This is a genomic window from Streptomyces sp. PT12, from assembly GCF_003311645.1.
Classification (GTDB): domain Bacteria; phylum Actinomycetota; class Actinomycetes; order Streptomycetales; family Streptomycetaceae; genus Streptomyces.
In genome coordinates this window covers 129,754-152,398 of sequence record NZ_QEST01000129.1, presented here as the reverse complement: position 1 = coordinate 152,398, position 22,645 = coordinate 129,754, and the positions used below count along the sequence as shown (strand labels likewise).

Sequence of the window (22,645 nt, the reverse complement as noted above, 5' to 3'; positions counted from 1 at the left end):
TCCACGGGCCGACGTGCGCGGACCCTCCGCGGGGCCACCGTTGCGGGGTGGAAGCGGAACGAACGCCGCGCCCGAACGCCGCGCTGCCCCGCGCGCTCGCCGCACCCCGCGACCGGCCCCCGCGACCGGCCCCCGCGACCGGCCCCGCGTCCCGTGCCGCCTCCCACACCGGCAACGACCCGACGGGAGAACCGACATGACCACGCAGCCCCCTGCCACGGGAGGCGTCTTCGCGCGCGTCGCGGGCTGGGCCCACCGCCGCAGATGGCTCGCCATCGGCCTCTGGCTCGCCGTGCTGATCGGCGTCTGGGCTGGCGCGTCCGCCGCGGGGAACGACTACCGCGAGGACTACGCCATCCCCGGCACCGAGTCGCAGGAGGCCGCCGACCTGCTGGCAGCGCACGGCTCCGACCGCGCGGGTGACACCCTCGCCATCGTCCTGGCGCGCGACGGCGGGCTCCACGACCAGGCCACCCGCGACCGCGTGACGGCGATGCTGGCGAACGTCGCCCAACTCCCGGCCGTCACCCGGGTGGTGAGCCTTTACGAGGACGGCGCCGCGCTCTCCCCCGACGGCACCGTCGGCTACGCCACCGTCGTGCTCGACGTGCCGTCCGAGCGGATGCCGCCCGAGGACACCGAGCGCATCCTCGACACCGCGCGCGAGGCGGGGGGCGACGGGCTCACCGTCGAGCTCGGCGGCGACGCGGCCCGCGTGCTCGCCGAGGGCGAGGGCGGCGCGGCCGAGGGCCTTGGCATCATGGCCGCACTGGTGATCCTCGTCTTCATGTTCGGCACGGTCGTCGCCGCGGGACTGCCAATCATCACCGCGCTGTTCGCGGTCGGCTCGACGATCGGGCTGATCATCCTGCTCTCCCACGCCTTCACGATCGCCGACTACGCGCCCTACACGATGATGCTCGTCGGCCTCGGCGTCGGCATCGACTACGCGCTGCTGAGCTTCGCCCGCTACCGCCAGGAGCTGGTCGCCGGTGCCCCGCCCGCCGAGGCGACCACCCGGGCCATGGACGCGGCGGGGCGCACGGTGTTCTTCGCGGGGTGCACGGTGATCCTGGCGCTGCTCGGCCTTGTGGCGCTCGGCCTCGGCTCGCTCCAGGGCCTCGCGCTCTCCGTGGCGTTGACCGTCCTGGTCACGATGGTCGCGTCGCTGACGCTGCTGCCCGCGCTGCTCGGGGTGTTCGGGGCGCGCTTCGCCCGCCAGTTCACGGCCCGCGCCGCCAGACGCGCCGCGAAGGGCCGGGCGCCTGAAGGCGCGTTCTGGCGGCGGCTCGGCGGCGCGGTGCAGCGCAGGCCGCTGGCCGCGCTCGTGGTCGCGGTCGTGGCGCTCGGCGCGCTGGCCGCCCCCGCGCTCTCGCTGCGGCTCGGCTTCGCCGACGCGGGCAACGACCCCGCGGGGTCCACCAGCAGAGAGGCGTACGACCTGCTGTCCGAGGGCTTCGGGCCGGGGTTCAACGGCCCGCTGGTCGTGGTCGTCGACGGCGGGGACGCGGGGGCCCTGGCCGCGGGCCAGGCCGCGACCGCCGCGCTCGGCGGCACCGACGGCGTCGCCACCGCGACCCCGCCGATCCCCACCGAGGACGGCGAGGTCGCCACGGTGCTCGCGTTCCCCGAATCCGCGCCGCAGGACGAGGCCACGTCCGAGCTGGTCGCGGCGCTGCGCGGCGACGTCCTGCCCGCGCTCGCCGAAGAGACGGGTGCCGACTACCTCGTCGGCGGCGCCACCGCGGCCACCGAGGACTACGCCGACAAGGTCGCCGAGCGCCTGCCGCTCTTCCTCGCCATCGTCGTCGGCCTCTCGCTGCTGCTGCTCATGGCCGTCTTCCGCTCGGTGCTGATCCCGCTCAAGGCCGCGGCGCTCAACCTGCTCTCCATCGGCGCCGCGCTCGGCGCGATGACCCTGGTGTTCCAGGAGGGCGCGTTCGGCGTCGAGGGCGGGCCGATCGAGGCGTTCCTGCCCGTGATGATCTTCGCGATCGTCTTCGGGCTCTCGATGGACTACGAGATCTTCCTGGTCTCCCGCATCCACGAGGAGTGGGAACGCACCGGTGACGCCGCCCACTCCGTGCGGGAGGGCCTCGCGCGCACCGGCTCGGTCATCACCGCGGCGGGCGCCATCATGATCGTGGTCTTCGGCGCCTTTGTCGCGAGCCCCGACCGGATGCTCCAGCAGATGGGGTTCGGCATGGCCGTGGCGATCTTCGTGGACGCGGTGATCATCCGCTGCCTGATCGTTCCCGCCGCCATGCGGCTGATGGGCCGCCGCGCCTGGTGGCTCCCGGCGCCGCTTGCGCGGGCACTGCCGGCGCTGCGGCTTGAGCGCCGGGAGGCGGCTGCGACGACGGGGCGGGCGGCAGCGAAGGAGCCGCGCCGAGCCCGGCGTTGAACGCGGCATAGACCGCCTCCACCGCCCTTGGCCCCGGCACCGGGGCCAAGCCCAGGGTCCGCGCCGCCCGGCGCAGCGCGGTCGAGACGACCGCGCCGGCGTGGGCGATGCGCTCCTCCAGCTCGTCGGGCGGCGACGCGCGCACGGCGTTGGCCTGCCGCGTGACGTCCGTGAACACCGACTGCACGCGCTTGTAGGCGAGATAACGCGGCAGATCACGCGAGAGCCCGGCCGCCGCGCCGGGCAGCCGGGCCTCCATCTCCCGCGCCCAGCGCGAGACCAGGGCGTGTTCCTGGGCCGGTGGATAGCGCATCAGGTGGAGGTGGGTGGCCAGGTCGTAGAGCGGGTCGCCGACCAGCGCGAGCTCCCAGTCGATCGTCCACAGCATCCCGTCGGCGTCGGCCGTGATCAGGTTGTCGCGGTGTAGGTCGCCGTGGAGCAGGCAGAACGGCCTGTCGGCCAGCAGCGTGGCGTCCCTGGCCAGCGGCCCCGTGGGCGAGAGCACCACGGGGTCGACGCGCAGCGCGGTGAAGAGGCCGCCGAGCGCCGGGCGGTGCACCGTGTAGACGCGGCGGCGGGTGAAGCGCACCAGGCCGCGCAGGAAGTCGCGGCTGGTGCGCGGCCTCAGCGCCGTGGGGCAGCGGTGGACGGCCTCGACGGCGGCGGGTGGGATGCCCGCCAACGTGCCGAAGAGGTCTGTCAGTTGGGCGATCTCCGGGTCGGTGAGCGCGGTGCCTGGCGGGCGCAGCGCCGAAAGCGGATCGCCCTCGATGTACCCGTGGACGCGCGTGGATCCCGGCCCGAGCAGGTACACGGGGGCGATGCGCGGCACTCCGAGCCGCGCGAGACGGACGAGCAGGTCCTCTTCGTGGAGGAAGCAGCGGGGGTCGAAACGCTGCACCCCGGGGCGCGGCCTACCGGCCTTGAGCCGCCCCAGGGAAGCGAATTCGCCCTCCGCGCGCAGCACTTGCCAGACGCGGTGGTGACCGCGCAGCGAAGTCCCGGGCAGCGGCTGGCTCATGGTGGTGGCCTTCCGGCGGCGAGTTGGTTGCGAGTAGCGACACGGTACGCCGCGGGCGCGCCGATTCCGATGGCTCAAAAGGGTGCGTCTGGACCGAATGTGGGGGTGATCAGCGCGGTGAGCACCTGCTCGAGCGAGCGAACCACATGGCGCGCGCCCGCCCCTCGCAGCGCCTGGGCACCGGCGTCGTCGTCCGCGTATCCGAGGAACGGCACGCCCGCCGCCTCGGCGGCCCGCAGGTCGGACACGCTGTCGCCGATCATCAACGCCCGCTCGGGGCGCGTCCGCGCGGAGGCCAGCGCGCGGTGCAGGGAGTCGGGGTGGGGCTTGAGCAGGGCGATGTCCGCCGTCCTGCCGTGCACCCGGCCGCCCACATACCCGGAGAGCTGCTGGCGGTCGAGGTAGTGCTGGGCCGCCAGGGGGGAGTTGTTGGTGGCGATGGCCACCTGTCTGCCGCGCGTGGAGAGCGCGGCGATCAGCGTCGCCGCGTAGGGCGTGGGCCGCGCGCTTCCGGCCGCGGTGATCTCCTCACGCGTCAGCGCCGCCTCGAACCGCTCGACGACTCCAGGGCCCGGGCGTTGACTCGCGATGCCGCGCAGCACGCGGTGCGGATCAGGCGAGGCGCGTAAATCGGCCGAGAGCAACGCCGAGAGCGACAGCTCGGCGGCAAGCTCGCGCAGCAGTTGCGCGATGGATTCCGCGGTGTGCACGGCGAAGAGACGGCAGACGGGTCCGTCGAAGTCGAAGAGAACACACTCCGCATCACTGATGAGTTCCCTCATCTAACCGAGTGTGAGCGGTTGGGCAAGCGTTGACCAGAGGGACTCGAACCACTGGTGTGACTCCTCCACAAAGGCGGTGTCGGAGGAGGAGCGGAATACCTTTGAGTTCAGCCCGAGCACGTCGTAGATCTCGAGCTGCTCCTCCTGGTACTCCACGGTGCGGGGAAGGACCTGGTAATACGCCGTCAGCACCTCGAAGCCGTTGAGCAGGTAGACCTTTTGCACCGGTGTGATCGGAACGCTGCGGATTTCGACGCTCACCTTGGCGACGAGACCCATCTCCGCGAGCGATGTCAGCTGGTGGCGCAGGGACGTGGAGAAGGTGCGCGTGAGCTGCCTGAGACGGGCGAGCGGCCGCCGGTCGGAAGGGTCGGAAATCAGGCGTGGATATGCCAGTGGCTCATCCGGATTGGGGAGCATCACCCGAATGGAGATGGACTCGGGCGTCAGTTCGCCGGTGGAGATGGCGATCAACGGGGCTGCGAGCGCGGCGTTGAGCGTTTCGGTGGTGAGGCAGAAAGCGTCGATGGAGATGTCGTCGGCCTGGAACGCCAGCGCGATGCGGTCGGCCACCTCGACGCCCGCGGGGCGTGGGCTGTCCTCGGCGGGAGAGCTGACGACGGCGGGCGCCCCGCGCCCTCTGGCGCTGATGTAGCCCTCGCGCTCCAGGACGGACAGCGCCTGCCGGACCGTCGTCCGGTTCACGCCGAACTCCTCGACCAGAGCGCGCTGCGTGGGCAACCGGGCGTGCCGTGGCAGCTCTCCCGAGCGTATGCGGTCACGCAGGACACCGGCGAGGTGGTCGGGAGAGAGCAGGTCATCGGCGTGCTGCGGGCTGTCGCCGTCCGGGGCCGTCTCCTGACTCACGGCTCAACACCATACAACTTTCGGACAGATCCGGAACGTTCATATGAGGACGTTTCCGAGCGCCCGCCAACTGGGGAAAACAAGCGTATAGTTGGTGGACAACTTAGCCAACTCTTCGGAAGTTCGGCGTACTTGACGTGATGTGAGGAGGAGTCATGCTTGTCACCACCATCGCCGTGGCTGCCTTCGGCATCGCGGTGGAACGGATGGTAGAGATTCAGTTCGGTCTGCCGGGCCTGATCGGCCTGATGATCCTGCGGACGGGGGTGCGCACACGCAACTACACCTGCGTCTGCGTCGGCTCGACAGTGTTGGTGACACTGTTGGTCGGAAACCTCTGAAAGCCGTCTGTCCCTGAACGGACGCGCCGCTGGCTCCGATCACCTCAGGTCTCGGAGCCGGGCGGGTTTCCGGTCAGCGGTCCGGCGTGAATCCGGTCGGAAAATCAGAAGATGTCGGGGCACCAAGGGCGGCGGCTCGTGCGGAAGAGAAGATCCGCGCGGGCCGCCGCCCCCGGCGTTTCCTCGTCCACCAGGCCCCCGGCCACGAGCCGCACGGCCGACTCATCGCCTAGCGAGAGCCGGGCCAACACCCCGGCGTCCAGCGTCAGATCGGCGGCCTCGGCCGTCGGGGCCGCGGTGGCGCCATCGGGGGAGGCGTCGAGCAGGAAACGACCCTGGGCCAGGCCCGCGGGATCCTTCACGTCGAGCACCAGCCGCCCCGCGGCGGCATAGCCCCGCTCGCCCAGCAGCTTCGGCACATCCAGCGGGCGCAGCCACAGGAAGTCGCCGTACTCCTTGACAGACGCGGCGCGGGGGTCGGGCAGCAGCAGCGTCAGGAGCGAGTCGGTCGGCGCGCGCCCGCTGTCCACGGCCGCCACCCAGTCGATGGCCAGCAGGAAGCGCCACAGGGCGGCCTCGGCGGCGGGCGTCGTGGCGAACAGCGACGATACGGCCGCCGTCACCTCGGGCAGCCCGGCCTCCCACCTGTCGTCGGTGGTGAAGGTGACAAGCCCCTGCGGCACCCCGTCCGCGTCCCGGTACAGCGCGTGGAACGGCTCCTGCCAGGGCCCGGGGTCGAGCCGGACCTCGCCCGTGGCCCGCTCCCAGAACAGCGGGGGGCGGTGGATCGCCCCGGCCTGCCCCTTCCGGAAACGATCGTGCAGCTCGGGCCCCAGCTTGCGCACCTCGGCCCCGTCGACGAACGCCAGGGTGCCCTCGCCCTCGGGCAGCGACCAGCGGGGGTCGAGGCCCGCCCGGCTCTTCAGGACCCGCCACTGCGTGAACCCGGCGGCCGGGCCGAAGCCGAACCGCCCGTAGATCCCGTACTCGGCGGCGACCAGCGTGGCCGCCGCGTGCCCGCGCTCCTTCGCGGCGGCCAAGTCGTGCGCCATCATCCGGCTGAGCAGCCCACGCCTCCGGTGCGTCGCGGTCACGGTCACCCCGGAGACGGCGTTCGCCGAGGTCACCGTCCCGCCGGGGAGGGTCAGCTCCTGGTCGAAGCTGCGGAACGTCGCCACGCAGCGGTCCCCGTCGAACGCGCCGATCGCCCTCGCGAAGTCCTGCTTGGCCAAACGCAGCTCCATCGTCTCGGCCATGGCGTCGGGGGGATGGAGAAAGCCGGTGGAAACGGCCCTGAGCCATGCCTCGGAATCGGCGCGGCTCCCGGCCACAGAACGAATGTGCGGATCCATGTCCGCAGACTACGAGCTTCCCCCGGTGGCAAGCCAAGCCAATTCGCCCACCCCGCGCCCCCTCACCCCCGACGGCCCGACAGCGCCGCCGTGACCTCCTGCTGATGGCTGTCGATCGTCCGCCGCAGCTCCGCGATGGACTCCCTGAGCCGCGCGATGTCCGTGTCGAGCGCCTTGAGCCGCCCGTGCACGCGCTCAAAGCCCGCGCCCGACCCCACGCCAACTCCCGCCTCAGGGCCAGCCCTTGACCCTGCCCCCGCGCCGGGGCCCCCGGACCCGGACCCGGCCTCCTTCGTCTGTGTCGCTCTCGCCCGTGTCACTTTCCCGCTCACGCCCTCAGCGTACGAAGCCGCCCATAAGGTCCGCGTGTGGACGCGATCGAATCCCCGGGGGGCGTGGCGTTCGCCGTGGCCGCGGCGTTCAGATGACCGCGCGGACCTCGCCCACGGGTCGGCCGCCGCCGAGTATGCGCTCCTCGGGGAGGCCGTGCGCGGGGGCGCCGAGGCCCGCGAGGGCCGCCGCCAGGACCGGGCCCCTGGCCCGGGCCGCGCCGTCGTCGATCTTGAGGGCCAGCGCCCGCCCGTCCGGCAGCGCCACCGCCTGCACGCCCTCCGCGCCGCCCTTGGCCAGCAGCCCCGGCACCTTGGTCATCAGCACGGTGTCCGCGCGGCCCGTGCCCGCCACATACGCGGGGTGCGCGCGCATCGCGTCCGCCACCCGCCGTTCCGCGCTGCCGGGCTCGGCCAGCACGAACGCCCGGAACGCCCGCGCAAGCCCCGTGAGCGACAGCGCGAACAGGGGTGCGCCGCAGCCGTCCACGCCGGTGTGCGCGACCGTCTCCCCCGTGGCCGCCTCGACCGCCTCCCGCAGCGCGACCTGGAGCGGGTGCCCGGGGTCGGGATAGCTGTCCACGGGCCAGCCGTTGACCACGCAGGCCGCGAGCATCCCCGCGTGCTTGCCCGAGCAGTTCATCGCGGTGGGCGTTGGGTCGGGCGGGCACCGCAGCGCCTCAGCCGTCAGCCCGCGCTCGGCCAGCATCCGGGTCACCAGCTCGCGGTGGAAGTCCTCGCCCGCGTGGCTCCCCGCCGCGATCGCCAGCCTGGCCCCCGACAGGTCGAGCCCGGTCCGCAGCATCCCGGCCGCCTGCATCGGCTTGTTGCTCGAGCGCGGGAAGACGGGCGACTCCACGTCCCCCAGGGCCCGTTCCACGGAGCCGTCGGCCGCGAGCACCACGAGCGAGCCATGGTGCCTCCCCTCGACGAAGCCCGAACGGACCACCTCCGCGAGCACGGGCGACGGCACGGACATGACATACCAGCCTTTCGGTCAGGACAGCAGGTCGTCGACCTGCGCCTCGCCCTCACGGTACCTGCGGGCGATCTCGGCCCCGCAGTCGTCCGCCCTCCGGTGCAGCGCCTGCCGCCGCCGCGAGACCCGCGCCTCCCAGCGGGCGAGCCGCCCCAGCGCGTCCATCAGCTCGTCGTCGTCGAGGGCCGTCAGGTCCGACAGCTCGACCTCGCCCAGCATCTCCTCGGTCAGCTGCCGGTACTCCTCGCTCAGCGGCGTGCCCAACGTCACATGCCGCGCCGACGAGCGGTGCCGCGACGGGCCGTCGGCCAGGATGCGCGGCAGCTGGTCGAGCGGCCCCGGCTCCTGCGTGACGCGCCTGCGCCGCTCGGCCTCGAGGATGTCGATGCGCCCCTGCAACAGCCGCCGCACAAAGCTCAGATCGGCCTCCTCGCGCTGCGCCGCGCGGCGCAGCGTGCGCAGCTCGGGCAGGGACAGCTCGGCCAGCTCGGGCCGCGTGGCGTTCCACGGAGCGCTGCGCGTACCGGAACCCGGTGTGATCATGCGGTTTTAGTCCCCTCGTCCCCGTTGTGGTGCGGTAGCGCGGTACGTACCCCGTGCATGCATCGTGTCACCGCGCGCCGGGCCACCGCAGCGATCCGGCACCCATCCGGCGGGCGCGCGCGCCGCGCACGAACGTTCCGGCATCATGGCCCGCATGCGAGCTGTGGTGCAGCGGGTGGACGGCGCGGCCGTCGAGGTGGGCGGCGAGACTGTCGGTGAGATCGTGGGCCAGGGCCTGTGTGTGCTGGTGGGCGCCACCCACGGGGACACGGAGGAAACGGCCGCCGCCCTCGCCCGCAAGCTGTGGACCCTGCGGGTGCTCGACGGCGAGAAGTCGTGCTCGGACGTCAACGCGCCGCTCCTCGTGGTCTCCCAGTTCACTCTCTACGGTGACGCCCGAAAGGGGCGCCGCCCCACGTGGAGCGCCGCGGCGCCGGGCGAAGTCGCCGAGCCACTGGTGGAGTTGGTGGTCGAGCGGCTGCGCGATCTCGGCGCCACGGTGGAGACGGGCCGCTTCGGCGCGTCGATGCGTGTCTCGCTGACCAACGACGGGCCCTTCACCGTTCTCCTGGAGATCTGAGCCGGGGATCAGCTCCGGGGTTCTGCGCGGCCTCAGGCCGCGACGATGACCTCCTGCGCCGCCGGGGTGCCCCCGGCCAGCAGCTCGGCGTCCTCGGGGACGTTCCGCTTGACGAGGGCCAGCGCGATCGGGCCGAGCTCGTGGTGGCGGGCCGACGTGGTGACGAAGCCGAGCACGCGGCCATCGCCGCCTTCGGCGGCCAGCCGCACCTCGGCGCCGTGCTCGGGCAGCGTGACCTCGCTGCCGTCCAGGTGCAGGAACACCAGGCGGCGCGGCGGACGGCCGAGGTTCTGCACGCGGGCCACCGTTTCCTGGCCCCGGTAGCAGCCCTTGTGGAGGTGCACCGCGGAGTCGAGCCAGCCCAGCTCGTGCGGGATCGTGCGGTGGTCGGTCTCCCGGCCGAGCCTTGGCCTGTGCCCCTCGACGCGCAGCGCCTCGTACGCCAGCACGCCGATGGGCTGGCCGACGCCCTCGGCGAACGCGGCCAGCTCGCCGCGCGGCACGAAGAGGTCGCGGCCGTGCGGCGTCTCGCGCACCACGGCGCCGTCGGGCGCGGGCGCGATCGAGCCCGCGGGCAGGTGCACCACGGCGAACTCGCCCGTGCGGTCGGCGACGTCGACGCGGTAGAAGAACTTCATGCTCTCCAGGTACGCGATCAGCGAATCGGCCTGGCCGGGCTCGGTGTGCAGCCACACCGTCCCGCCGTCGTCCACGAGGTAGAGCGCGTGCTCGATATGGCCCTTGGCGGAGAGGATCAACGCCTCGGTGGCGTGCCCGGGCGCCAGCTCGGAGACGTGCTGGGTGAGCAGCAGGTGCAGCCAGGAGAGCCGGTCGGGGCCCGTGACCGTCACGATCTCGCGGTGCGACAGGTCGACAAAGCCCTCGCCGGCGGCAAGCGCCCGTTGCTCCTTGAAGAGGTCCCCGTAGTGCGCGGCGACCCCGGCGTCCGGGGCATCGGCGGCGACGGCTCCTGGCAGGGAGAGCAGCGGGCTCGCATACGACGGCATGACGCCAGCCTACGACTCGTCGGCGGGATCCCGGCCGGGAGCGGCGGCCGCGCAGTCCCCGCAGCGGCCGAAGATGGCGAAGTGCCGCAGGTCGGTCTCGAAGCCGAAGCGGCGGCGCAGCTCCTCGGCGAACGGGGCGGCCACCTCCAGGTCCGCCTCGATCACCGACTCGCAGTCCCGGCACATCAGGTGCAGATGGTCGTGCCGCTCGGCCAGGTGGTACGTCGGGGCGCCGTGGCCCAGGTGCGTGTGCGACACCAGGCCCAGCTCCTCCAGGAGCTCCAACGTGCGGTAGACCGTCGAGATGTTCACCCCGCCCGCGGTGCGGCGGACCTCGGTGAGGATGTCCTCGGGCGTGGAGTGGTCGAGCTTTTCGACAGCCTCAAGCACCAGCTGCCGCTGAGGCGTCAGGCGATAGCCGCGGTTGCGTAGGTCGGTCTTCCAGTCAGTGCTCACCACCTGGCCCAGTGTAAGAGGGAACGAAGGGCACGGACCCCGCCCGAGGGGACGCGACGGGGTCCGTGCGAGGAGGCAGGCCCCATCCTGGGGCCTCGGCTGTCAAACCGCCGTAAGTGCCGCCGCCCGAGACGGCCGCGGGCGGTCGTCGGGAGCGACGCGGCGGTCGCCCGCGGGATGCCCGGGAGACCGCTGGGAGTATGGGCAACGTTGCGACGGGCGAGAGAAAGGGAGCGGCGCGATGGATCTGGGGCTCGCGGATCGGGTCTATGTGGTGACGGGCGGTAGCAGGGGGCTCGGACTGGCAACGGCCCGCGCGTTGGTGGACGAGGGGGCGCGCGTGGTGATCTCCTCGCGCCATGAGGAGAAGGTGACCTCGGCGGTCGCCCAGCTCGGCGGCGCGGACCGGGCGATCGGCATAGAGGCGGACCTCGCGGCGCCCGACACGGCCGAGCGGCTGGTGGAGACGGCGCTGTCGGGCTTCGGCCGCCTCGACGGCGGGCTGCTCTCGGTGGGCGGCCCCCCGCCCGGCTCGGTCGCCGCGGCGACGGACGAGCAGTGGCGCGCGGCGTTCGAAACGGTCTTCCTCGGCGCGGTGCGCGCCGCCCGCACACTGGTCGGCAGGCTGGGCGACGGCGGCGCGGTCGGCCTGGTGCTCTCCAGCTCGGCCCGCTCCCCGATCCGGGGCCTCGGCATCTCCAACGGCCTGCGCCCCGGCCTCGCGATGGCGGCCAAGGACCTGGCCGACGAGGTGGGCCCGCGCGGCGTGCGCGTCTTCGGGCTGCTGCCGGGGCGGGTGCTCACCGACCGCATCAGGGAGCTCGATGCTTCGAGCGGCCAGGAGGGGCGCGCCCGCACGCTCGCGTCGATCCCGCTGGGCCGCTACGGGCAGCCGGAGGAGTTCGGCAGGGTGGCCGCGTTCTTGCTCTCGCCCGCGGCGAGCTATGTCACCGGCGCCCTGATCCCGGTCGACGGCGGGGCACTCCCCACGCTGTGACCCTCCGGGGGACCGACGTTGTGGCTGGCCCCGGTTGACAAGGTGCGGGTGGTGTTCGTCGGGGCCGGTGAAGTCTCCGCTGCGCGGAGCTGCGGCGCTGGGCGGCGTCGGCCCGTCGCCGGGTTTCCCGCTGCGCGGGGGCTGCGGTGCGGGGCTGGCCCGTCGCCGGGTTCTCCGCTGCGCGGGGGCGCTGTGCTGTAACGGAGGTGTGCCAGGCGGCCGTTGGCGCCTTGCGGTCGGTGAAGTCTCCGCTGCGCGGAGCTGCGGCGCTGGGCGGCGTCGGCCCGTCGCCGGGTTTCCCGCTGCACGGGGGCTGCTGCGCAGCGGTGGTGCGCCGCGGGGTGGCGTTGGCCGGTTGCCGGGCTGCGCCCGGTGTCGCTTCGGCGGCCTGCGGTCGGCGCGTCTTCCGCTGGGGGCAGTTGGGCTCGCGGGCGTGTGATGGGGGTGGGCATGGTAGCCACAGCGGCAGCGTGCCGCGTGCCGCGTGGGTCAGCGGAAGAATGTGATTCCGTCGTCGGGCAGGTCCTTGAGGTCGGCGACCCACTCCCTGGGGTCCACCGCCTTCTTCAGGTGCGCCGACATGTACGGCTTGAGCGGCGCCGACGGCGTCGCCTTCTCGCCGACCCACAGCAGGTCGCCGTTCACATAGCCGTAGAGCCGCTTGCCGCCGGAGTAGGGGGCCGAGCGTTGCGTGCGCGCCACCGCGTCCGTGACCAGGTCGATCTGCGGCTTGCCCTCGGCCAGCTCGCCGTACCAGACCTCGGCCACGCCGTCGTCGCGGATCATGACGGCCTCGACCTGGCGCTCGCTGACGCGCCAGAAGCCGTGCTCGGATTCGAGCGGGCGCTGCCGCTGGCCCTCGGCGTCGAGCACCCAGGTGCGCGACGCGTACGCGAGGAAGTCACGGCCGTCGTGGGTGAACGACGCCTCCTGCCCGAAGTTGCACGACGTGTCGAGCTCGGCCACGCCCGCGCCCTGCCACGTGCCGAGCAGCCAGGCCAGCGGAACGAGGTCGGGGTGCAGGTCGGAGGGGATCTCGATCATCTCAGCGCTGCCCCTGGTAGAGCTTCATCACGACCAGCGCGGCAAAGGCGCCGCTGCCCAGGACGACCAGCGCCATCAAGGTGATGAAGAACGCTTCGAGCACAGTGTTGCTCCTCCCGGAGACCGCTTGAGATGTGAAATCGGACCCGGCCGAGTCTAGTCCTCGGCATTGCGGGCATCTGACTGAGGGGGACGTCCGGAGGCGGGGCTTCCGGGCGGCCTTGACCGTTTTGTGATCACTGCGACTGAACGCGTTTGGGCCAGGATGCGTCTAAGCGCGTGGAAAGGGTGTGATCATGAGTTGTCCGAACTGTGGTGGGATGATGCACCAGGGCCCGCGAGGCGACTGGGTCTGCGGCACCTGCGGCACGACGCGGTAGCAGCGTTGCCCCGTTGACTACGGTTGTGCCATGTCCCACAAGCTTGTCATCAAGGTCACGGCGGGGGCCGACGCCCCCGAGAGGTGCTCGCAGGCGTTCACGGTGGCGGCCGTCGCCGTCGCCAGTGGCGTGGAGGTCTCACTCTGGCTCACCGGGGAGTCCGCGTGGTTCGCGCTCCCGGGGAGGGCCGCCGAGTTCCAGCTGCCGCACGCGGCACCGCTGCCCGACCTGATCGACGGAATCATGACCGGGGGGCAGATCACGCTGTGCACGCAGTGTGCCGCCCGGCGGGGGATCGAGGAGGAGGACGTCATCGACGGCGTGCGCATCGCCGGGGCCCAGGTATTCGTGAGCGAGATCATGCCCGACGGCGTACAGGCGCTCGTCTACTGAACCGACCGGAGCACCGACCACCTGTCACGACATCATCACGCGCAACGGGGTCCAGCGAACGGGCCGTGCTCCCCTGCCCGGGGAGCACGGCCCTCGACGCGTGTCCGGCGCCGCGCCGTTCAGACGGCGATGGTGACCTCGGTCAGCCCGCCGCGCCGCGCGACGACCGTGCGGTCGGCGGTCGCGCCCGGCACCAGGGCCCGCACCGTCCAGGTGCCCTCGGCCGCGTAGAAGCGGAACTGCCCCGTGGCCGAGGTCGGCACCTCGGCGGTGAACTCCCCGGTGCTGTTCAGCAGTCGGACGTATCCCGTGGCGGGCTCGCCGTCCCGGGTCACCTCGCCCTGGATCGTCGTCTCGCCCTGCTTGATCGAGGCGGCGTCAGGACCGCCCGGCTTCGCTCCGCACATGGCGCGTTCCTCTCCTTCGTGGCCTGTGTCGGCCGGTGTGCCTGTGTCGGCCGTTGTGCCTGTGTCGGCCGGTGTGGCCGCGGCTACTTGGCCGGGCCGGTCTCGACGGGCACGCCCACCAGGGAGCCGTACTCCGTCCACGAGCCGTCGTAGTTCTTGACGTTGTCCACGCCGAGCAGCTCGTGCAGCACGAACCACGAGTGCGCGGAGCGCTCGCCGATGCGGCAGTAGGCGATGGTGTCCTTCGACAGGTCCACGCCCTCGCCCTGGTACAGCTCGGTCAGCTCCTCGTCGGAACGGAACGTCCCGTCGTCGTTGGCCGACTTGGACCAGGGGATGTTGCGGGCGGTCGGGATGTGCCCGCCGACCTGCGACTGCTCCTGCGGCAGGTGCGCCGGGGCCAGGAGCTTGCCGCTGAACTCGTCGGGGGAGCGCACGTCGACCAGGTTCTGGGTGCCGATCGCGGCCACGACCTCGTCGCGGAACGCGCGGATCGACAGGTCCTGCGGCTGCGCCGTGTACTGCGTGGCGGCGCGCGTGGGCACCTCCTCGACCAGCTCGCGGGCGTCGAGCTCCCACTTCTTGCGGCCGCCGTCGAGCAGGCGGACATCGCGGTGGCCGTACAGCTTGAAGTACCAGTAGGCGTAGGCGGCGAACCAGTTGTTGTTGCCGCCGTACAGCACGACGGTGTCGTCGTTGCCGATGCCCTTCTCCGAGAGCAGCGCCTCGAAGCCCGCCTGGTCGACGAAGTCGCGGCGGACCGGGTCCTGCAGCTCCTTCTTCCAGTCGATGCGAACGGCGTTCTTGATGTGGTTCTTGTCGTAGGCGCTCGTGTCCTCGTCGACTTCCACGATGACGACACCGGCGTCGTCGAGGTGCTCCTGGACCCAGTCGGCGTCCACCAGGACGTCACTGCGGCTCATACTCGTTCTCCTTCGGCGATCGGGCAGGGTGGTGGGACGCCCGGAGGCGTGGGCGTTCCCTTGCGGAGAGTGCGCGCGCCGCGTCGGCGCGCGGAAGATGAGGCGTGGTCGTCAGCCGACGCGGGGACAGAGCATGGCGGCGACGCGGCACAGGTCGACCGCCCGCCGCTTCGTGAGTCCCCCGGTCGGGGTGCCCGCAGCCTGTCGCATCATGAGCGCGATCGTACGGAAATGGGCACACCCGTGTCACCGGTCGCCCGCATGGCGAGACGTTGTCGTCCGTTATCCGAGATGAGCCCGTGCGGGGCGGCCGTCAGCCGACCGAGACCTGGCTCCCCGAGATCGTCAGCGCGAGCCCTTCCTCGGTCGGGGTCAGCGAGTCGAGCTCGAGCCCGTCGGGCAGGCCGCTGATGGTGCGCTCCTGGTCGAGCTGCTCCTGGACCGCCTCCTGGAGCTCGGGGCGGCCGGTGTCCGGGATGTCCGCCTCGTCGACGCTCAGCGTGACCACGCCGTCCTCGAGCACGATGTCGCCCGGGGCCTCGCCCACGTCGACGTGCTGGCCCATGACGCTCGCCTGGAGCGTTAGCAGCAGCCGCCCTTCGCCCGCGTACCCGAACTCCACCGCGAAGCCGTTCCCCGCGACCGCGAGCAGCTCCCCGTAGGCCCGGCTCAGCTCCTCGTACGAGACCACGCCCCCGCCCTCGGCCGTCTCGGCGGTCGCGCCCGAGAAGTCGCCCGACACCTCGACGTTCCGCAGCTCGACCTCCAGGTCCTCCACGGTCAGCGTCTGGTCGTCCACGGACGCCTCGTAGGAGTCGAGGCCCAGGTCGACGTGGTCGAGGCGGGTGTTGAACACCTGCGTGAGGAACGGGAAGCCCTGGATCGTGACATCGGGCTCGGAGGAGAGGTCGAGCGTGGTGCGCGCCCGCGACGCCACTTCGTTCTGCGCCACCCACACGGCGACCCGGTCGGCGGCGATGCCGAGAAGCAGCAGGACGCCGACGACGATCAGGCTTATTCGCAGTGCGCGCATCGGGTGTGTTCCCCCTGTGTGGTCAAGAAAAGCGTCGCGAGCGTAACCCGCTGTGCGGCACCGCAGCCCGTCGGGGGCGCGCTTGCAGCAGGGCCGTTACAGAGGGGTCACACGGGGTGCACGGGGCCGGTTCACGCCCGGGCTCACGCCCGCGGTCAGAACAGCGTGCGCGCCAGCGGGTACACGGCGGGCGCCGCGGCGGTCAGGGGCAGGGCGACCCCCGCGGTGAAGTGCACGAAGCGGGAAGGGAAGTCATAGCTGGCCACCCGCAGCCCGATCAGCGCGCAGACCCCGCCCGCAAGCGCCAGGGCGAGCCCGTCCGAGCCCATGCCGTGCACGCGGTCGCCCGCCACCAGGCCGACCCCCGCGGCCAGCAGCAGCGCGAGCGCGAGCGAGACCACCCCGGGCCCTGGCACCCCGCGGCCCAGCGCGGCGACGCCGACCCCGCACGCCGTCACCGCCACCGCGGCGCCCGAGACGTCCACCGCGGCCAGGTGCCCCGCGGCGGCGAGGGTCAGCAGCGTGGCGGCGGCCGTGGCCGTCAGCGCGTCAAGGCGCTCGTCGGGCGAGCCGCGGTGGCGCAGCTGGAGCACCAGCACCAGCACGAACCACACCCCGAGCACCCCGAGCACCGCCTCGGGCGCCCCTTCGGGATCGGCGAGCACCACGGCGGCGTCCGCCGCGAGCCCGCCAGCGAACGCGAGCGCGATGCCCTGCCGCGCTGGCCACATCCCGTTCAGCCTGAACCAGCCCGCGGCCGTCACCGCCTGGAGCACCACGACCGCGGGCAGCGCGGCGAGCTGGCCCACCGAGGCGCCGACGGCGAGCAGCGCGGCCAGCGCCGCGGTCAGCGCGGCGGGCTTGATCCCCGGCGGGATGATCGGCGAGCGCGCGCGGTGCCGCGGCCCCGGTGGCGCGGCGGCGGGCGCGGCGCTCACGCGGCACCTCCCGCGAACGGCGGCAGCACCTCGACCGTGCCGCCCTCGGGGAGCGTCACCGCGTCATGGCCGCGCTTGCCGACCTGCTGCCCGTTGACCAGGAACGAGCAGCGCACCAGCACCCGTTCGAACTCCGGGCTGTCCGCGTGCCTGTTCCGCGCCTCGCTCAGCGCGGCGGCCAGCGTGGTGGCCTCGTACGCCTCCTCCGCCGTCCCCGCCGCGGCCTTCGCCGCCGCCCAGTAACGGATCGTGCCCCTCGCCATCCGCCCGCCTCTCCTCCCGGTCCTGCCGCCCCCATCATGGCCCCCGCGGAGACAGAAGTGTGACCCGCGCCCCTGCGCCAGGTGAATTGTTTCGGCTATGCTGCTGGCGATGTAAGGATCCGGGCACTGTTGCCGCGCCGGGTCCTTTCGCGCTTTCTGGGCAGAGCCGCTCGAATCGTCCCCTCGCCAGGACTGAGGAAGGAACGCCCCCTGATGAGCTCGCTGCTTCTCCTGACCAACGCCCTTCAGCCGTCGTCCCAGGTGCTCCCCGCGCTTGAGCTGCTCCTGCACAACGTGCGGGTGGCTCCCGCCGAGGGCCCCGCGCTGGTGGACGCGCCGAGCGCGGACGTCATCCTCATCGACGGCCGCAAGGACCTTCCACAGGTGCGTTCGCTCTGCCAGCTGCTCCGCTCCACGGGTCCCGGCTGCCCGCTCGTGCTGATCGTGACCGAGGGCGGCCTCGCCGCCGTCACCGCCGACTGGGGCGTGGACGACGTGGTGCTCGACACCGCGGGTCCCGCCGAGGTGGAGGCCAGGCTGCGGCTGGCCACCGGGCGCCAGCAACTGTCCGCCGACGACAGCCCGATGGAGATCCGCAACGGCGATCTCTCCGTGGACGAGGCGACGTACAGCGCCAAGCTCAAGGGCCGCGTGCTCGACCTGACGTTCAAGGAGTTCGAGCTGCTCAAGTACCTGGCGCAGCACCCGGGTCGGGTCTTCACCCGCGCCCAGCTGCTCCAGGAGGTGTGGGGCTACGACTACTTCGGCGGCACCCGCACCGTGGACGTGCACGTCCGTCGGCTGCGCGCCAAGCTCGGGCCCGAGCACGAGTCGCTCATCGGCACGGTGCGGAACGTCGGTTACCGCTTCGTGGTGCCCGAGAAGGAGAAGGCCGAGGACCACCAGGCGCGCGCGATCACGCGCGAGGCCGAGCAGGTCGTCAAGGAGGCCGCGGCCCGCCGCGCCTGAGCCTGGGCGTCGGCACCGGGCGCGGGCCCGCGAGCCCGCGCCCGAGCCCGCGCCCGGGGGTGAGACGTTCATTCCCGTATCCCGGACGTTCACCCCGTATCGGGGGAGCCGGTTGCGCGCGTAGACTACGCGCCGTGGCCAAGGTGACGCGGGACGATGTGGCGCGACTGGCGGGAACGTCGACCGCCGTCGTCAGCTATGTCATCAACAACGGCCCCCGACCGGTGGCCGCGGGCACGCGCGAGCGGGTGCTCAACGCCATCAAGGAGCTGGGGTACCGGCCCGACCGCGTCGCGCAGGCGATGGCGTCGCAACGCACGGACCTCATAGGTCTGATCGTGCCGGACGCGCGCCAGCCGTTCTTCGCGGAGATGGCACACGCCGTCGAGCAGGCGGCGGCCGAGCGCGGCAAGATGGTCCTCGTCGGGAACTCCGACTACGCCGACGAGCGCGAGGTCCACTACCTGCGGGCGTTCCTGGGGATGCGGGTCTCGGGGCTGATCCTGATCAGCCAGGGCCCGAGCGAGCACGCGGCGACCGAGATCGACGCGTGGGACGCCCGCGTGGTGCTGCTGCACCGGCGGCCCGACGCGATCGACGACGTGGCAGTCGTGCTCGACGACATCGGGGGCGCGCAGCGCGTCACCGCGCACCTGCTCGGCCACGGCCACGCGTATGTCGCGTGCCTGGGCGGGGTGGACTCGACGCCCGAGTCGGGCGACCCGGTCACCGACCACGTCACCGGCTGGCGCCAGGCGATGGCCGAGGCGGGACTCCCCACCGAGGGGCGGCTGTTCAAGGCCCCGTACAACCGTTACGACGCTTACAAGGTCGCGCTCGAGCTGCTGGCGGGGCCCGAACGGCCGCCCGCGATCATGTGCGCGACGGACGACCAGGCGATCGGCGTGCTGCGGGCCGCGCGCGAGCTGCGGATCGATGTGCCGGGCGAGCTGGCCGTCGCGGGCTTCGACGACGTCAAGGAGGCGGGCCTGACCGACCCGCCGCTCACCACCGTCGGCTCGGACCGCGAGGCGATGGCCCGCGCGGCGGTCGACCTGGCGATAGGCGACTCGGAGAACGGCGGGAACGGCCCGTCCGACCGCCTGCGCCAGTTCCCCGCGGCCCTGCGCATCAGGCGTTCGTGCGGTTGCTGAGCCCTTGCCGGGCGTTTCCAGCCCGCTTAAGCCCTTGCCGGGCGTTTCCAGCCCGCTTAAGCCCGGTGCTCCTTCCCCTCCCCGGCCCCGGGCTTCCCCGGCCTTCCTGTCCGGGCTTCGCCCGGTCCCCGTTCCGGGCTTCGCCCGGGCGGCCCCTCCCGGAGTTGTCCGGTACCCGCGCCTCGGGCTTGCCTGGGCGTTCGCGCGGCGGGCTTCGCGCGCGTTTCCGTGCGGCGGGCTTCGTCCGGTGTCTGCAGCCGGGAGTTCGTCCGGGGGGCCGAGGGGGATGCCGGACGAAGGCGCTCGTCGCCGCGGCGGGCGCGGTGGGCGCCGCGGGGATCGGGGTCGCCCTGGCCCGCGCGGGGCTGCGCCCGGTGGACCGGCTCACGGACGCCGCCGAGCACATCGCGCGCACCGAGGACCTGTCCGTGCGCATCCCCGTGGCGGGGGACGACGAGATCGCGCGGCTCTCGCGCTCGTTCAACGCGATGACCGAGGCGCTGGCCTCGTCGCGCGAGCTCCAGCGGCAGCTCATCGCCGACGCGGGGCACGAGCTGCGCACGCCGCTGACCTCGCTGCGGACCAACGTCGATCTGCTGGTGCGCAGCGAGGAGACGGGCCGCCCGCTGCCCGACGACGACAGGCGGCGGCTGCTCGCCTCGGTGAAGGCGCAGCTGGCCGAGCTCGGCGCGTTGATCGGCGACCTCCGGGAGCTGTCGAGACCCGAGGTGGTGGGCGGGGGCGCGCGGCGCGAGGTGGTGGCGCTGCACGAGATCGCGGGGCGCGCGGTCGCGCGGGGCGCGCCCGCGCGCTGCCGATCGACGCGGAGCGCGAGCCGTGGTTCGTGCGCGCGGAGCCAGCGCCGCTCGAGCGCGCGGTGGTCAACCTGCTGGACAACGCCGTCAAGTTCGGCGCGGGGGACCCGCGCGGCGTGCGGGTCGCGCTGGCCGGGGGCGCGCTGTCGATCAGGGACCACGGGCCCGGGATCCCGCCGGACGAGCTGCCGCACGTGTTCGAGCGCTTCTGGCGTGCGCCGGGCGCGCGGGGCCTGCCGGGCCCGGGGCTCGGGCTCTCGATCGTGGCCAGGACCGTGCGGGAGAACGGCGGCGCCGTCGCGCTGCGCCCGGCGCCAGGGGGCGGCACGGAGGCGCTGCTGACCCTGCCGGGCGCGAAGGGCCCGCCGCCGCCCCTGCCGGACACCCCGGAGGACGGGCCCTTGGGCGCCCTAGCTGTATTGCCCTGTCAGCCCACCGGCACGCGCTTCACGGGCGCGGGCCCGCACAAGCCGCGGCCCTCGCCGCCGTTGGCGCCCTCCGGGTCGTCGAGCAGCCGCCTGGGGCCGCAGCCCGACTCGCCGCAGATGTCGTACGGGTTGGCCAGCACGCAGCTCTCCAGGGACAGGCAGCCGCAGCCGATGCACTCGGTCAGGCCGTCCCGCAGCCGCGTCAACTGCCGGATCCTGGCGTCCAGATCGGCCCGCCAGTACGACGAGACCTCCGCCCAGTCCTGCCGGTTGGGCGTGCGGCTCTCGGGCAGCCTGGACAGGGCGTCCCGGATCGCCGTCAGCGGCATCCCGACGTTCTGCGAGACCCGGATGAACGCCACCCGGCGCAGCGTGTCGCGCGCGTAGCGGCGCTGGTTGCCCGAGGTGCGGCGGCTGCTGATCAGCCCCTGGTCCTCGTAGAATCTGAGCGCGGAGGTCGCGACCCCGCTGCGCCGGGCCAGCTGTCCGATGGTGAGTTCCTTGGCGATGGGGGCAGGCGGCATGTTCCCATCGTATCGGGACTTAAAGAAGCCTTGAGGTCCATGCGGTAGGGTGACGGGTTGATCCGTGCAGGGGAGGGGAGTTGGGCGTATGGGGAAGCTGGTGGCCATCAGCGATCTGCATGTGCGGTACGACGAGAACCGGCAGATCACGGAGCGGCTGCGGCCCGCCGACGAGGACGACTGGCTGCTGGTCGCCGGAGACGTCGGCGAGATGTCGGAGGACATCGAGTGGGCGTTGAGCCTGCTCGCCGAGCGGTTCGCCAAGGTCATCTGGGTCCCGGGGAACCACGAGCTGTGGACCCCGCCGGACGACCCGCTGCGGCTGACGGGCGAGGCGCGTTACCGCTGGCTGGTCGACCTGTGTCGGCGCCTTGGCATCGTGACGCCCGAGGACCCCTACCCCGTGTGGGAGGGCGAGGGCGGCCCCGCCGTGATCGTGCCGCTGTTCCTGCTCTACGACTACTCGTTCAGGCCCGCGGGGACGGCCACCAAGGCCGAGGCCCTCGAGGTCGCGGAGAACGCGGGCGTGATCTGCACGGACGAGTTCATGCTCAAGCACGATCCGTACCCCAGCCGCGAGGCGTGGTCGCGGGCGCGCGTCGCGGCCACCGAGGCCAGGCTCGCCGCCGAGCTGCCGCCCGGCGTGCCCACCGTGCTCGTCAACCACTACCCGCTGGTGCGCGAGCCCACCCGGGTGCTGCGCTATCCCGAGTTCGCGCTGTGGTGCGGGACCGAGGCCACGGCCGACTGGCCGCTGCGGTTCCACGCGGCCAGCGTCGTCTACGGCCATCTGCACATCCACCGGCTGACCCACCACGACGGGGTGCCGCACCACGAGGTGTCGCTCGGCTACCCGCGCGAGTGGCAGCGGTGGCTCAAGGACCCGGGGCGGCTCGTGCCCGTCCTGCCCAAGGAGAGGACGGCGGTGGAGCGTTGAGCGACACGGTGAGCGAACAGGTCGGCGGAACGGTCGGGAGCACGTTGCTCGGCGGGCTGCTGCCGCCTTCGGCCGCGGTGGTCGAGGCGTTCGCCGACGCGGCGGAGCCCCCGGCGCTCTTCCCCGAGGAGGCGGCGCACGTCGCGCGCGCCGTCGAGTCCAGGCGCGCGGAGTTCGCCACCGTGCGCGGGTGCGCGCGCGACGCGCTCGCGTCGCTCGGCGGGCCGCGCGTTCCGCTGCTGCCGGGCGAGCGCGGCGCGCCGGGGTGGCCCGAGGGGTTCGTGGGCAGCATGACGCACTGCCGCGGCTACCGAGGCGCGGCCGTGGCGCGGGCCGGCGAGCTGGCCAGCGTCGGGATCGACGCGGAGCCCGACGAGCCGCTGCCCAACGAGGGGCTGCTCGAGACCATCGCGCTGCCCGCCGAGCGTGCGGCGCTGCCCCGGCTGAACGCCATGCGCCCCGGCGTCTCCTGGGACCGGCTCCTCTTCAGCGCCAAGGAGAGCGTCTACAAGGCGTGGTTCCCGCTGACGCGCAAGTGGCTCGACTTCGAGGAGGCGCGCATCGACATCGACCCGGAGGCCGGGACGTTCACCGCGACGCTGCTCGTGCCGGGCCCCGTGGTGGGCGGGGTGCGGCTGCCCGCGTTCTCCGGGCGGTTCCTGGCCGAGCGCGGCCTGGTGGTCACGGCGATCGCGGTGCCGCACTCCTCCTGAGCGACGCGCTGAGGGATGTGCGCACGAACGCGGCGCCCGGGGTGTCCCGGGCGCCGCGCGCTTCGT

General features: G+C 72.9%; 25 protein-coding genes and 2 pseudogenes. 10 read left to right on the top strand and 17 right to left on the bottom strand.

Going from position 1 to position 22,645, the window contains the following annotated elements; genetic code table 11:
- Positions 1-196 precede the first annotated feature (196 nt).
- Positions 197-2,404, top strand: a complete 2,208-nt coding sequence (locus tag DEH69_RS14410; RefSeq protein ID WP_113687340.1) for an MMPL family transporter — start codon at positions 197-199, stop codon at positions 2,402-2,404.
- A gap of 274 nt (positions 2,405-2,678) precedes the next feature.
- Here DEH69_RS14410 and DEH69_RS32720 read toward each other — a convergent pair.
- From DEH69_RS32720 to DEH69_RS14395, 3 genes and pseudogenes are all read right to left on the bottom strand, one after another.
- Positions 2,679-3,425, bottom strand: a pseudogene (locus DEH69_RS32720) (aminoglycoside phosphotransferase family protein); the annotation flags it as partial.
- Positions 3,426-3,499: 74 nt separating this feature from the next.
- Entirely contained in the window at positions 3,500-4,207 is a 708-nt protein-coding gene (locus DEH69_RS14400; RefSeq protein WP_113687338.1) for an HAD family hydrolase, read from the bottom strand.
- On the bottom strand, positions 4,208-5,074 hold the full coding sequence (locus DEH69_RS14395) for a winged helix-turn-helix domain-containing protein (RefSeq protein ID WP_258534669.1): 867 nt from the start codon (positions 5,072-5,074) through the stop codon (positions 4,208-4,210).
- 155 nt (positions 5,075-5,229) lie between these two features.
- Here DEH69_RS14395 and DEH69_RS14390 point away from each other — a divergent pair, with 155 nt between their 5' ends.
- Positions 5,230-5,415 carry a hypothetical protein gene (locus DEH69_RS14390; RefSeq protein ID WP_113687337.1) on the top strand — a complete coding sequence of 62 codons (186 nt, stop codon included), beginning with the start codon at positions 5,230-5,232 and terminating at the stop codon, positions 5,413-5,415.
- Between the two features lie 104 nt (positions 5,416-5,519).
- Here DEH69_RS14390 and DEH69_RS14385 read toward each other — a convergent pair whose 3' ends face one another.
- From DEH69_RS14385 to DEH69_RS14375, 4 genes are all read right to left on the bottom strand, one after another.
- A complete protein-coding gene (locus tag DEH69_RS14385) occupies positions 5,520-6,767 on the bottom strand; it encodes a GNAT family N-acetyltransferase (RefSeq protein WP_113687336.1) in 1,248 nt (415 codons plus the stop codon).
- Positions 6,768-6,829: 62 nt separating this feature from the next.
- Positions 6,830-6,985, bottom strand: a complete 156-nt coding sequence (locus tag DEH69_RS31525) for a hypothetical protein (RefSeq protein WP_181727432.1) — start codon at positions 6,983-6,985, stop codon at positions 6,830-6,832.
- 202 nt (positions 6,986-7,187) lie between these two features.
- Complete coding sequence (locus DEH69_RS14380; RefSeq protein WP_113687335.1) at positions 7,188-8,075, bottom strand: asparaginase; 888 nt, start codon at positions 8,073-8,075, stop codon at positions 7,188-7,190.
- 18 nt (positions 8,076-8,093) lie between these two features.
- The gene (locus tag DEH69_RS14375; protein ID WP_113687334.1) at positions 8,094-8,618 is read right to left on the bottom strand and encodes an ABC transporter substrate-binding protein; all 525 of its coding nucleotides are present in this window, start codon (positions 8,616-8,618) and stop codon (positions 8,094-8,096) included.
- A 154-nt stretch (positions 8,619-8,772) separates the two neighbouring features.
- Here DEH69_RS14375 and dtd point away from each other — a divergent pair, with 154 nt between their 5' ends.
- Complete coding sequence (gene dtd, locus DEH69_RS14370) at positions 8,773-9,198, top strand: D-aminoacyl-tRNA deacylase (protein ID WP_113687408.1); 426 nt, start codon at positions 8,773-8,775, stop codon at positions 9,196-9,198.
- A 32-nt stretch (positions 9,199-9,230) separates the two neighbouring features.
- Here the strand turns inward: dtd and DEH69_RS14365 are convergent, their stop codons facing one another.
- Positions 9,231-10,205: a folate-binding protein YgfZ gene (locus DEH69_RS14365; protein WP_113687333.1), complete on the bottom strand. Its 975-nt coding sequence runs from the start codon at positions 10,203-10,205 to the stop codon at positions 9,231-9,233.
- Positions 10,206-10,214: 9 nt separating this feature from the next.
- The gene (locus tag DEH69_RS14360) at positions 10,215-10,664 is read right to left on the bottom strand and encodes a Fur family transcriptional regulator (protein WP_113687332.1); all 450 of its coding nucleotides are present in this window, start codon (positions 10,662-10,664) and stop codon (positions 10,215-10,217) included.
- A 238-nt stretch (positions 10,665-10,902) separates the two neighbouring features.
- Between DEH69_RS14360 and DEH69_RS14355 the strand changes: the two genes are divergently transcribed.
- Complete coding sequence (locus tag DEH69_RS14355; protein ID WP_113687331.1) at positions 10,903-11,658, top strand: SDR family oxidoreductase; 756 nt, start codon at positions 10,903-10,905, stop codon at positions 11,656-11,658.
- A 489-nt stretch (positions 11,659-12,147) separates the two neighbouring features.
- On the opposite strand, the gene DEH69_RS14350 is transcribed toward DEH69_RS14355, so the two are convergent.
- Positions 12,148-12,702 carry an FABP family protein gene (locus DEH69_RS14350; protein ID WP_113687330.1) on the bottom strand — a complete coding sequence of 185 codons (555 nt, stop codon included), beginning with the start codon at positions 12,700-12,702 and terminating at the stop codon, positions 12,148-12,150.
- A gap of 410 nt (positions 12,703-13,112) precedes the next feature.
- Here DEH69_RS14350 and DEH69_RS14345 point away from each other — a divergent pair, with 410 nt between their 5' ends.
- Positions 13,113-13,475, top strand: a complete 363-nt coding sequence (locus tag DEH69_RS14345; protein WP_113687329.1) for a DsrE family protein — start codon at positions 13,113-13,115, stop codon at positions 13,473-13,475.
- Between the two features lie 119 nt (positions 13,476-13,594).
- On the opposite strand, the gene DEH69_RS14340 is transcribed toward DEH69_RS14345, so the two are convergent.
- The 6 genes from DEH69_RS14340 to DEH69_RS14320 all read right to left on the bottom strand — a co-directional run bounded on the left by DEH69_RS14340 (position 13,595) and on the right by DEH69_RS14320 (position 17,039).
- Positions 13,595-13,882, bottom strand: a complete 288-nt coding sequence (locus tag DEH69_RS14340; RefSeq protein ID WP_113687328.1) for a DUF1416 domain-containing protein — start codon at positions 13,880-13,882, stop codon at positions 13,595-13,597.
- 83 nt (positions 13,883-13,965) lie between these two features.
- Positions 13,966-14,805, bottom strand: coding sequence for a sulfurtransferase (locus DEH69_RS14335; RefSeq protein WP_113687327.1), 840 nt, complete (start codon positions 14,803-14,805; stop codon positions 13,966-13,968).
- 111 nt (positions 14,806-14,916) lie between these two features.
- Complete coding sequence (locus DEH69_RS33645; RefSeq protein WP_369008271.1) at positions 14,917-15,015, bottom strand: putative leader peptide; 99 nt, start codon at positions 15,013-15,015, stop codon at positions 14,917-14,919.
- Positions 15,016-15,118: 103 nt separating this feature from the next.
- A complete protein-coding gene (locus tag DEH69_RS14330; protein ID WP_113687326.1) occupies positions 15,119-15,838 on the bottom strand; it encodes a DUF2993 domain-containing protein in 720 nt (239 codons plus the stop codon).
- A 155-nt stretch (positions 15,839-15,993) separates the two neighbouring features.
- Positions 15,994-16,776: a hypothetical protein gene (locus DEH69_RS14325; RefSeq protein WP_113687325.1), complete on the bottom strand. Its 783-nt coding sequence runs from the start codon at positions 16,774-16,776 to the stop codon at positions 15,994-15,996.
- On the bottom strand, positions 16,773-17,039 hold the full coding sequence (locus tag DEH69_RS14320; protein WP_113687324.1) for a MoaD/ThiS family protein: 267 nt from the start codon (positions 17,037-17,039) through the stop codon (positions 16,773-16,775). Before DEH69_RS14320 ends, DEH69_RS14325 begins: the two co-directional genes overlap by 4 nt.
- Positions 17,040-17,252: 213 nt before the next feature.
- Between DEH69_RS14320 and DEH69_RS14315 the strand changes: the two genes are divergently transcribed.
- The 3 genes and pseudogenes from DEH69_RS14315 to DEH69_RS14305 all read left to right on the top strand — a co-directional run.
- On the top strand, positions 17,253-18,008 hold the full coding sequence (locus DEH69_RS14315; RefSeq protein WP_113687323.1) for a response regulator transcription factor: 756 nt from the start codon (positions 17,253-17,255) through the stop codon (positions 18,006-18,008).
- Between the two features lie 134 nt (positions 18,009-18,142).
- Complete coding sequence (locus DEH69_RS14310; protein WP_113687322.1) at positions 18,143-19,162, top strand: LacI family DNA-binding transcriptional regulator; 1,020 nt, start codon at positions 18,143-18,145, stop codon at positions 19,160-19,162.
- Between the two features lie 305 nt (positions 19,163-19,467).
- Positions 19,468-20,348: pseudogene (locus DEH69_RS14305) on the top strand (ATP-binding protein); the annotation flags it as partial.
- 56 nt (positions 20,349-20,404) lie between these two features.
- Here DEH69_RS14305 and soxR read toward each other — a convergent pair.
- Positions 20,405-20,929 carry a redox-sensitive transcriptional activator SoxR gene (gene soxR, locus DEH69_RS14300; RefSeq protein WP_113687321.1) on the bottom strand — a complete coding sequence of 175 codons (525 nt, stop codon included), beginning with the start codon at positions 20,927-20,929 and terminating at the stop codon, positions 20,405-20,407.
- Positions 20,930-21,017: 88 nt separating this feature from the next.
- Between soxR and DEH69_RS14295 the strand changes: the two genes are divergently transcribed.
- Both DEH69_RS14295 and DEH69_RS14290 read left to right on the top strand, forming a co-directional pair.
- Complete coding sequence (locus DEH69_RS14295) at positions 21,018-21,866, top strand: metallophosphoesterase (protein WP_113687320.1); 849 nt, start codon at positions 21,018-21,020, stop codon at positions 21,864-21,866.
- Between the two features lie 44 nt (positions 21,867-21,910).
- Positions 21,911-22,579 carry a 4'-phosphopantetheinyl transferase gene (locus DEH69_RS14290; RefSeq protein ID WP_113687407.1) on the top strand — a complete coding sequence of 223 codons (669 nt, stop codon included), beginning with the start codon at positions 21,911-21,913 and terminating at the stop codon, positions 22,577-22,579.
- Positions 22,580-22,645 lie beyond the last annotated feature (66 nt).